Below are 10831 nucleotides of genomic sequence, written 5' to 3'. Positions count from 1 at the left end.
ATATTAATGTGAATAGGGTGTTCTTATTTTGTTTTTATCTTGGCATAATACGAAAAGTTAATCGTTGCTTACCTGCATTATAAAAAATAGGGAATTATTATGTTGAAAACAGAAATGGCACAAAAGCTCAATGAGCAGCTGAATCTGGAATTTTACTCTGCCAATCTTTATTTGCAGATGAGTGCCTGGTGCAGCGATAAAGGCTTTGAAGGAGCTGCTGCATTTTTAAAAGAGCATTCTCAAGAAGAGATGCAGCATATGCAGCGTTTGTTTGAATACCTAAGCGGAACAGGATCCATGCCGGTATTAGGCACTATCAGTGCACCGCCGGTCGATTTTGCATCATTGGCAGATGTATTCAAACTGACCTACGAACACGAGCAACTTATTACGACTCAAATTAATGAACTTGCTCATGTTGCAATGACCACACACGATTACTCCACATTCAATTTCCTGCAATGGTATGTGGCTGAACAGCATGAAGAAGAAAAACTGTTCAAATCTATCCTGGATAAACTGGCGTTGGTGGGTAACAGCGGCAATTCATTGTTCTTCGTCGATAAAGATTTGAAAACAATGGCAGCACAGAGCCATGTTCAGGCCTAATCTTTGAGCTTGATTTGAACTTGCCGCAGTTTCTATCCATGGCTAAATGGAACCAGAAACTGCGGTTTTTTATTGTATATACGCCATACTCACTGCGGCTATTTCCTCTTAATTTTATTGTTTTGTGCTAATAACATATTGTTTAGTTATGGTTTCTTGTCTTGCTATATTCAAATCGTTATCATTTATGATAAAAGGTGACGGGCAGGGGAAGGTTAATTCCCGCTCAATTATTGGTTATATTTCAATCGCCGCTCATAATTTGGCGTTTTATTTTGTGCCCTACCTCACAGGTAGTGCAATTGACTGGAAGTGATAGGGGTTCGCGCTGCCAATATAGGATATGGTTGGTAGCAGATTGATTCTTCTCCCCATCGACTAAGGGATATTATGTTTATTCACAAAGTACGTTCTTCTTGCCGCATGCTTTCGGCACTTATTGTGTTATTTGTTGGGTTATCCAGCCAACAAGCTCTGGCTCACGCGCATCTGAAAATTGAATCTCCTGCTGCTGATGCCACCATCGGTTCAGCGCCAGAAGCCGTGACACTGGGTTTCTCTGAAGGGATTGAATTAAATTTCAGTGGCGTGAAGGTGACAGGCCCTGATAATGATGTGGTGAAAACTGGCGAACTCAAATTGGATCCAGCCAACAACACACAATTAATTCTACCGATCGATAGTGCATTGAAAGCAGGTAAATATAATGTTTCATGGCATGTAGTGTCTGTTGATGGTCATAAAACCAAAGGCACTTACAGCTTCACAGTGAAATAATATGTCACTGGCGACTCTATTCGTTCTGTGTCGCTTTCTGCATTTTTTGGCGGTGATGCTGATGTTTGGTATCAGTATTTTCACCGCCTTACTCGCACCAGACCGTTTTTCTTCGATACTCAAAAACCGTTTATCGCCGCTTCTTATCTTCAGCACCTTTCTGGGGCTAGTTTCCGCTATTGGGCTTTTGGCTATTCAAGCTGGCATGATGGGTGATGGCTGGTCTGATACCTACAGGCTGAGTGTGTGGTGGGCGGTATTGGGTACACGTTTTGGTGAAATATGGCAATGGCACCTCGGCTTATCCATATTGAGTATGTGGGTAGTATTACTCGGCACAACCCGTTTTTACTATCAGTTAATGGTGGGTTGCTCAACCTTGCTACTGGCTAGCCTGGCATTTACTGGACACGCTGCAATGCATGGCGGCGTACTGGGCTGGATTCACCAGACTAACCAAATTATACATTTGCTCAGTACCGGTTATTGGTTGGGATGTTTGCCCGCGTTGCTGGTTTGCCTTGCATATACAGGTCGGAATGATGTTAAACGTGAAGCCATCACGACGTTGATTCGGTTTTCAACTTGGGGGCATTTGGCAGTCGCGTTGGTATTGGCGACCGGGGTGATTAACAGCATTATTATATTGCGTGAGACTTCTTTAACGCTGACATCTGTCTATCAGATGCTATTACTTAGCAAGGTAATATTGGTACTGTTTATGATTGTGGTAGCGGTCATTAACCGCTATCTGATTGTTCCCATGCTGCGCAAATTGCCAGTAAAAGCCCACTATTGGTTAGTGGTTAACAGCTGTGTCGAGATTATCCTTGGCGCTGCGGTATTACTTTTAGTGAGTATTTTTGCCACGATGGCACCGGTATAGTGACAAGTTATACGCGATAGTTATTGCCGTTAAGCTTGCATCGACTCCTCTGTATGCGAGAAAATCAAAATAATCAGTTAATTGAGGATGATTGAAATGAAAGGTTTGGTGCTGACGTTATCGTTACTGATACTATCCGTGAATGCTTTTGCTGCTGGGAAAATAGTGACTGTCAGTAAGTTTGAATTTGGCAAACAATGGGCATTTACCCGAGAGGAGGTGATGTTGGAATGCCGCTCAGGCGGTGCTTTGTTTGTGATAAACCCCAGTACATTAGCGCAATATCCACTCAATGATGTGGCAACTGAACAAATGAAAGCAGGCCATGTTCTCGCGAAACCATTAGATACTTTATTATTAGATGATAGTGAGAAGCCTGGTCAAAAGATGAGTTTGGCACCTTTCCAGCAGCGTGCGATGACGTTGTGTCAAAAGTAAATTTGGCAACAAAACTGTGCATCAAATTGATTTTAAAAGAAAAATAAAAAGAGACCGAATACGATTCCTATATTCGGTCTAGGGAAATGGCTCTTGGGAGAGAGCCGTGCGCTAAAAGTTGGCATTAACGTAGGCTTGTTCAGCCATACTCTTTAAGAGTAGTCGAGTACATGTGATTCGCCAACTTAGCTACAGAAGTAATTAATAACGGTTGCGAACTAATTCAAATGATGAAAATCAGCGTTAATGAAAAGAAAGGCAGCCTAGTAAACGGTTTATAACAAAACTCGAATGTTTTAGCCGTTCACTAGTAAAAACTCTATTCTCAAAATCAAGATGGGACATACAGACAAAATAAGGCCCCGAAGGGCCTGGTTGGATAAAAACGCATTGAGATATAACCGCCAGATTTTTATGCAGCGAAAAGGCTAACCAATAGTCATCAGGCTGGCATTCCCACCGGCTGCCGCAGTATTGACACTCAGTGAGTGCTCAATGAGCAAGCGCTCCAGCAGAATATTCGTCTCGCCGCGGGCAAAGCCTTGTACCGAAACAATCGGCCCATCAATTTGCGCTATCTGCTCACACAAAATGCGGAGTTGATCAGCATCTCCATGATAGATAACACCATCAAAGTCGATATGAGCTGTTTGCCAATCTTTCGTGAGCGTAATCCGTGATTTTACAACCGCCGGTAATGTGCGGAATAAGTCATTTTGTACTGTGCTATCCGGCCAGATAACTTCGCTACCCACGGCCAATACCGCCGCCAGCTGTGTCAGGGCATCCGCCTCGGTATCCGCCAGACACAGGATACGCTGACGCGGTAATAGCGCGTAGGTGTTACGTTCGCCGGTTGGCCCCGGTAACACTCGCACGGTGCCACCTTGTGCCAGCTCGCCATAACGCCGCGCCAACTGCGCCACACCGGGTTGTTGCTGTTCATCGGCCCATTTGGTCAATGCATGGTGGGCTGTTTGCAGTGCCTCTCGGCCTGAGACATTCTGTAGCTGCCCGCAGTCATGATGGGTGAGGGTATTCACCACGGCATCTTCCGGACGGCTACACAGAAGGCGATACAAATACAACGGGCCACCGGCTTTAGGACCAGTGCCTGATAAGCCTTCGCCACCAAAAGGTTGTACGCCAACCACCGCGCCGACCATGTTGCGGTTAACGTAGAGATTACCCACTTTTGCTTTTTCAGTGACCTGAGCAATGGTTTCATCAATACGGGTATGAATACCCAAAGTTAAGCCATAACCAGAGGCATTTATTTGATCAACCAACGCAGCGAGATTTTGCCGCTGGAAGCGCACCACATGCAGAACCGGGCCGAAGACCTCTTTTTGCAGTTCATCGAAGCTATCCAGCTCTATTAATGTCGGTTTGATAAAGGTACCGCGCTGCCACTCTTTTTCATCCAGATTATTGGCTTGGGCGGCTTGATACACTTTGCGACCTTTGGCGCGCATGGCTTGAATATGCCGCTCAATACCGGCTTTGGCATCAGCATCGATTACAGGCCCGATATCTGTAGACAGGCGCTCGGGGTTACCCATACGGCATTCCGCCATGGCACCACGCAGCATTTGTAACGTGTGTTCAGCCACATCATCCTGAATGCAGAGAATACGTAAAGCCGAGCAGCGCTGACCGGCGCTATCAAAGGCCGACGCCACGACATCAGTCACCACTTGTTCAGTGAGCGCAGATGAGTCAACGATCATGGCATTCAAGCCGCCGGTTTCCGCAATCAGCGGGGTTGGGCGGCCTTGCGGGTCAAGTCTACCGGCGATGCTGCGCTGTAAAATAGCCGCAACTTCGGTTGAACCGGTAAACATCACGCCGCGCACGCGAGTATCATTTACCAAGGCAGCGCCGACACTATCACCTTGGCCTGGTAGTAATTGCAGCACACCTTGCGGAATGCCCGCTTCCAGTAGGATCCGCACGGCCTGTGCTGCAACCAGTGGCGTTTGCTCAGCCGGTTTTGCTAACACACTATTACCAGCAGCTAATGCCGCGGCAATTTGCCCAGTGAATATGGCCAGCGGGAAGTTCCACGGACTGATACAAACCACTGGCCCGAGTGGACGATGGCTGTCATTGGCGAAGTTATCTCGCACCATTCCTGCATAATAATGTAGGAAATCAACGGCTTCACGCACTTCTGCAATGGCATTGTTGAAGGTTTTACCGGCTTCACGTACCAGTATCCCCATCAATGTTTGCATCTGGTTTTCCATCAATTCTGCGGCCCGCACTAAAATTGCGGCTCGCTCAACGGGCGGGGTGGCAAACCAAATCGCACCAGCGCTGGCGGCGGCATCCAATGCGCGGCTGACTTCGGCCTCTGTTGCTTCACGAACATAACCAACAATATCAGCCGGTTCTGCCGGGTTGATAACAGGGTGTTCCATGCTATTGCCCAGCGCTGTGCCACTATCAAGCTCGGCATCAATCAGTGGTTCTGCTCGCCACACTTGGCTGGCACTGGTCAGCAGTGCACTGGACAGTGAGGCCAAACGGTGCTCGTTTGACAGATCCAAACCACTGGAATTGGCGCGTTCTTTGCCATACAACTCACGCGGTAATGGAATGCGGGGGTGCGGTAAACCAAGTTGGCCTTCGCTGGCGGCGATAGCCTCTACTGCACTGACCGGATCCGCGACTAATTCATCGAGCGGCAAAGTGGCATCGGCAATCCGGTTGACAAATGAAGTGTTAGCGCCATTCTCCAACAGGCGGCGTACCAGATAAGCTAGTAAGGTTTCATGGGTGCCGACTGGTGCATAGATACGGCATGGGCGGTTAAGTTTGCCATCGGCAACTTTCCCGACCACTTGCTCATACAGTGGTTCACCCATGCCATGCAAACATTGGAACTCATACTGGCCGGGATAGTAGTTCTGTCCGGCAAGATGATAAATCGCCGATAAAGTATGCGCGTTATGTGTCGCAAATTGCGGGTAAATCAGGTTAGGAACCGCCAGTAATTTGCGCGCGCAGGCCAGATAAGAAACATCGGTATAAACCTTACGGGTATAAACCGGATAACCTTCTAAACCATCAACTTGAGCGCGTTTAATCTCACTGTCCCAATAGGCTCCTTTCACCAAACGGATCATCAAGCGACGGCGGCTGCGCTGCGCCATATCAATCACCGCATCAATGGTGAATGGGCAACGTTTCTGGTATGCCTGAATAACAAAACCGATGCCATTCCAACCGGCCAACTTTGGCTCAAAACAGAGTTTTTCCAGCAGATCGAGTGAAATTTCCAGACGATCTGCTTCTTCTGCATCAATGTTAATGCCAATATCATACTGACGCGCTTGTAAGGTCAGCGATAACAATCGCGGATAAAGCTCATCCATTACCCGCTCATATTGAGCGCGGCTATAGCGCGGATGCAGAGCCGAAAGTTTGATTGAAATCCCCGGCCCTTCATAAATACCGCGGCCATTTGACGCTTTGCCGATAGCATGAATAGCCTGCTGGTAAGAGAGTAAGTAGGCCTGAGCATCTGCTTCCGTCAATGCAGCCTCACCCAGCATATCGTAAGAGTATCGGAACCCTTTATCTTCTAACTTGCGCGCATTGGCTAAGGCTTCGGCAATGGTTTCGCCGGTGACAAATTGCTCGCCCATCAAGCGCATCGCCATATCCACACCCTTGCGGATCAGCGGCTCGCCTCCTTTACCGATAATGCGGTTCAATGAGCTGGAAAGCCTGGCTTCATTGTGGGTAGAAACCAGATGGCCGGTAAACAATAAACCCCAGGTAGCCGCGTTGACGAACATGGATGGGCTGCGCCCCAGATGGGAGTGCCAGTTGCCATTGCTGATTTTGTCGCGGATCAGCGCGTCACGGGTCGGTTTATCAGGGATACGCAGCAGCGCTTCTGCCAGGCACATCAATGCCACACCCTCTTGAGAGGAGAGGGAAAACTCTTGCAACAAGCCTTGCACGATACCAGCACGGCCATTGGCACTTTTTTGATTCCGCAATTTTTCGGCAATGGAATAGGCGAGCTTATGTGTCGCCTGAGCCAAATCTTCGGGTAAGCGCGCTTGTTCCAATAACATCGGAATAGCTTCGGTTTCCGGGCGGCGATAGGCCGCTGTTATGGCTGCGCGGTTAACCGATTGTGGCAACACTTGTTCGGCGAAATCTAAGAAAGGTTGGTGCACACTTTCAATGACTTGCGGCATAATGTCGTCCGTTTCCGACGAGGAGGATAATGGTGTTGTCGGAAGCTCTGGTAATTCGCTGTTATTTTCCAACCGTTCCAGATAGTTAAAAATGGCCTGTTTGATTAGCCAGTGCGGTGTACGGTCAATACGCTGTGCGGCGGCCTTAATGCGGTCACGTGTCGCTTCATCGAGTTTCACGCCCATGGTGGTGCTACCCATACTATCTGGCTCCTGAATTAAGGGGAGTTATACCCGTCATTCTTCGAGCTCCAGGTGCGTTGGCTACGTTTAATAACCTGAATCACTTACTTATGTAAGCTCATCAGGGTTCTTGCACTTGCCGCCTTCCTGCAACTCAAATTATTTAGGGTATATGATTTTATTTCAGACAATATCAGGCATGTTGCAACTTTGTGCAACCGTGTTAAATCAGGTGCGTAATCGAAGTGTGAATTCAGTCTTGTTTTTAACAATGATCAAAAGATTAACAATGTTCAAAAATGAAGTAGTGAAGCGCTTACCGCTAATAATGGCAGGGTTTTTCGGGGAGTAACCTCAGGTGTAACTCATTTTCTTATGTTTGGTGTCACTACTGACAGTGTTTAATGTGATGCAGGGTGAATTTTTTGTAAAAAAATTGTTTAAAACCTTGTGGGTCAAGAAAAGACTCCTCTAGGATAGCAACCGCATGCTAGTCATTGGCTAGCGAATAGTTGTGTTGGTAGTCAATTTCAGATTTTAGCGTTCATCTCTGGTGCAACTCAGTGTCACGTTCCGACCAGCCAGAGATAAAGCATGATGCCGTATTGCGCGGTAAGCATGGAAAAAGCGAGATATATTAAAACGATAATATGCACTATGGAGATGTTGCATGACCATGAACACGCCAATGCTGGTGACTTTTTTAGTTTATATTTTTGGGATGATACTTATTGGGCTAGTGGCCTATCGTGCAACCAAAAGTTTTGATGACTATATTTTGGGCGGCCGCAGTTTAGGAAGTGTGGTGACAGCGTTGTCAGCCGGTGCTTCCGATATGAGTGGCTGGTTATTAATGGGGTTACCGGGAGCGATTTTCCTGTCGGGGATATCCGAGAGTTGGATAGCCATCGGTTTAACCATTGGCGCTTATTTTAACTGGAAATTGGTGGCTGGCCGCTTACGGGTTCATACTGAAGCGAATAATAATGCGCTGACATTGCCGGACTATTTCACCAGCCGTTTTGAAGATAAAAGTAAACTTCTGCGCGTCATATCGGCCGTGGTGATTTTAGTCTTCTTTACGATTTATTGTGCTTCCGGGATTGTTGCCGGTGCACGGTTATTCGAAAGTACCTTTGAGATGAGCTATGGCACGGCCTTGTGGGCCGGTGCAGCCGCCACCATTGCGTATACCTTTATTGGTGGTTTCCTGGCGGTGAGTTGGACAGACACTGTGCAGGCGACACTGATGATTTTTGCCCTGATCCTGACGCCAATTATCGTGATTTTAGCCGTCGGTGGTATTGATACTTCGATTATGGTTATTGCGGCGAAAAACCCTGCCAATATTGATATGTTCAAAGGGCTGAATCTGGTTGCTATCCTTTCTCTGCTCGGCTGGGGTTTAGGCTATTTTGGTCAGCCACATATTCTGGCACGTTTTATGGCGGCAGACTCCCATCGTACTATTCGCAGCGCTCGCCGCATTAGTATGACCTGGATGATCCTGTGTCTGGCGGGGACTATTGCCGTCGGGTTCTTCGGCATTGCCTACTTTGAGAACAATCCACAATATGCGGGAAGTGTGACGCAAAATGGCGAACGCGTATTTATTGAATTAGCCAAGCTGCTGTTCAATCCGTGGATAGCGGGTATTTTACTGTCGGCCATTCTGGCTGCGGTAATGAGTACGTTAAGCTGCCAGTTACTGGTGTGCTCCAGTGCATTAACCGAAGATTTGTACAAAGCGTTCTTACGTAAAAAAGCCAGCCAGAAAGAATTAGTCTGGGTGGGCCGTGCCATGGTGTTGCTAGTGGCGTTGATTGCCATCGCGTTAGCAGCAGACCCCGATAACCGGGTGCTTGGTTTGGTGAGTTATGCCTGGGCGGGCTTCGGTGCAGCATTTGGGCCAGTGGTTCTGATTTCAGTTATGTGGCCGCGGATGACCCGCAACGGTGCGCTCGCGGGGATGCTGATCGGCGCGATTACCGTGATTGTCTGGAAGCAATATGCCTGGTTAGATTTATACGAAATCATCCCTGGTTTTGTGTTTGCCTGTATCGCGATTGTGGTAGTGAGTTTACTGGGCACGGCACCGAGTAGCGCTATCACAGAACGTTTCCGTCAGGCAGAAGCGGAGTTTAAAACCGTCTAAAATACCCGTCATGAGGACAAAAAATATCTATCGTGGTAGGGGCACTCTAAAACCGGGCTTGATTGCCCGGTCTATGTCAATCCGGTTGTAATCTCTTGTGGTATTCCCGTCTATCGTGCTGATGTATGAAGCCAAAATAAGCCAGCCAACTAATGTTTACTTTTGCTAAAAAAAGAAGAATATTCCGGTTTTATATTCTATAGCTTTATTAATCATGGATAATAACTGTTGAATAGAATGGTCGGAATGGTCAAAGCCTTTCTCAAGTATGTTCTTGGCTTTGACTAAAGTATCTACTCCAATTAAAGACTCATCTTCATAAATATCAATATTTACTCCAAGGAAATCATTTAATTTATCAAACACACCCGAATTCCAAATTTTTTCAAACCCAGGCTCATCAAGGTTCATTTCAATTAAATCACCCTCCACGCACTCATCAAAATCAAGGCGACTCATTGCCTCAGTGCTCACAGGTACGGTAATTGATTTCATTTCTTATTCCCCTTTGATTTTAAAGTGAGTTATTTCGTTATACTCGCTTTGGTTTCTGCCTGTAAGCTTCCCATTCTCAAGCGCTTTGTTATTAGGAATATTTCCTTCAAGATCTAAATATGCTCTTCTCCCCGCAATTGATGGGTCATAGATCCTAAAGTACTTCCCGCTCATATCTTCTACCACCTGAATACCTGTTTCCGGGTTAGTATATATGCGTTTTCCTTTATCCGTTGTGGTTACAATAGGTGAAGTGCCTGCAAACTTGTGCACTGCCGTACTTAATTCACCCTCAGGCCAATTCTTAGCGAATTTTGCAGCTCTTTCGGCACCTTTGAGCGATTTTTGTAACTTTTCAGTTTCATCAAGAATATTTACTGATCTGACACTTTTCATACCCAACAAGACAGAGGATGCCGCTATTGCAGCACCGACTGTTTGCTTATTCAATACCTGCTCAAAACCTTTATTCGCATCGCCGCCTAAATCTTGGGCCGTTTTTGTATAACCCTCAACATTTCCGTTATAAACGCCGCCGGCAGCCAGCAGACGCCCTGCAGCCTTGGTATTAATAGTACGGAAGGCTTGCTGTGCTGGCCAATCTGGTACAGAAGCGCGCACCAAACGTTGAACCTGTGTTGGCCTTGGTTTTCCTCCAGAGCGACTATAATCCTTTCGACTCACCGAGTTATTGAATTCAGCGATAATCTTTTCCGCACCATCAAAACGAAAGCCAAGTGGATCAGTGCAAACCAGCTTACCGTCGTCATCAATATAAAACAGCCGGGCAGGGCCATGAATGTCGCTAAGCATGACGATATCGCCGGAAAAGACCATTTTTTCCAGTTTGTCTTTTTCCCGATCCCCACGCGATGGCCGCAAATGTGAGGCAGCACTGCTTTCACGCATATTAATAATGTAACGACCATTATTATTACGGTCATCAAATTCATACTCACGACAGATACGCGACCATGCAGCATACGCGCTTATTATGCGCTCATACTCTTCGGGGGGAAGATTATCACGTGACAGATAATACAAATCATTGCCGGGTAAGCTAAGACTCAT

8 protein-coding genes are annotated in these 10831 nt (G+C 46.8%); 5 read left to right on the top strand and 3 right to left on the bottom strand.

The features are described 5' to 3' along the window. Positions 1-99 precede the first annotated feature (99 nt). The 4 genes from ftnA to HU019_RS19630 all read left to right on the top strand — a co-directional run bounded on the left by ftnA (position 100) and on the right by HU019_RS19630 (position 2710). On the top strand, positions 100-609 hold the full coding sequence (ftnA, locus tag HU019_RS19645; RefSeq protein ID WP_050077481.1) for a non-heme ferritin: 510 nt from the start codon (positions 100-102) through the stop codon (positions 607-609). A gap of 390 nt (positions 610-999) precedes the next feature. After that, positions 1000-1386, top strand: a complete 387-nt coding sequence (gene yobA, locus HU019_RS19640) for a CopC domain-containing protein YobA (protein WP_005170441.1) — start codon at positions 1000-1002, stop codon at positions 1384-1386. Between the two features lies 1 nt (position 1387). Next, positions 1388-2272, top strand: coding sequence for a copper homeostasis membrane protein CopD (copD, locus tag HU019_RS19635; RefSeq protein ID WP_174847462.1), 885 nt, complete (start codon positions 1388-1390; stop codon positions 2270-2272). A 96-nt stretch (positions 2273-2368) separates the two neighbouring features. Continuing rightward, entirely contained in the window at positions 2369-2710 is a 342-nt protein-coding gene (locus tag HU019_RS19630; RefSeq protein ID WP_174847463.1) for a YebY family protein, read from the top strand. Between the two features lie 428 nt (positions 2711-3138). Here the strand turns inward: HU019_RS19630 and putA are convergent, their stop codons facing one another. Further along, complete coding sequence (putA, locus tag HU019_RS19625; RefSeq protein WP_174847464.1) at positions 3139-7128, bottom strand: trifunctional transcriptional regulator/proline dehydrogenase/L-glutamate gamma-semialdehyde dehydrogenase; 3990 nt, start codon at positions 7126-7128, stop codon at positions 3139-3141. A 652-nt stretch (positions 7129-7780) separates the two neighbouring features. Here putA and putP point away from each other — a divergent pair. Beyond that, on the top strand, positions 7781-9265 hold the full coding sequence (putP, locus tag HU019_RS19620; protein WP_174847465.1) for a sodium/proline symporter PutP: 1485 nt from the start codon (positions 7781-7783) through the stop codon (positions 9263-9265). A 165-nt stretch (positions 9266-9430) separates the two neighbouring features. On the opposite strand, the gene HU019_RS19615 is transcribed toward putP, so the two are convergent. Then, on the bottom strand, positions 9431-9760 hold the full coding sequence (locus tag HU019_RS19615; protein ID WP_174847466.1) for a hypothetical protein: 330 nt from the start codon (positions 9758-9760) through the stop codon (positions 9431-9433). Positions 9761-9763: 3 nt separating this feature from the next. Further along, the gene (locus HU019_RS19610) at positions 9764-10831 is read right to left on the bottom strand and encodes a hypothetical protein (RefSeq protein ID WP_174847467.1); all 1068 of its coding nucleotides are present in this window, start codon (positions 10829-10831) and stop codon (positions 9764-9766) included.

The organism is Yersinia artesiana, from assembly GCF_902726545.1.
Classification (GTDB): Bacteria; Pseudomonadota; Gammaproteobacteria; order Enterobacterales; family Enterobacteriaceae; genus Yersinia; species Yersinia artesiana.
The sequence above is the reverse complement of the archived record's forward strand: the minus strand, read 5'-3'. Positions and strand labels throughout refer to the sequence as shown.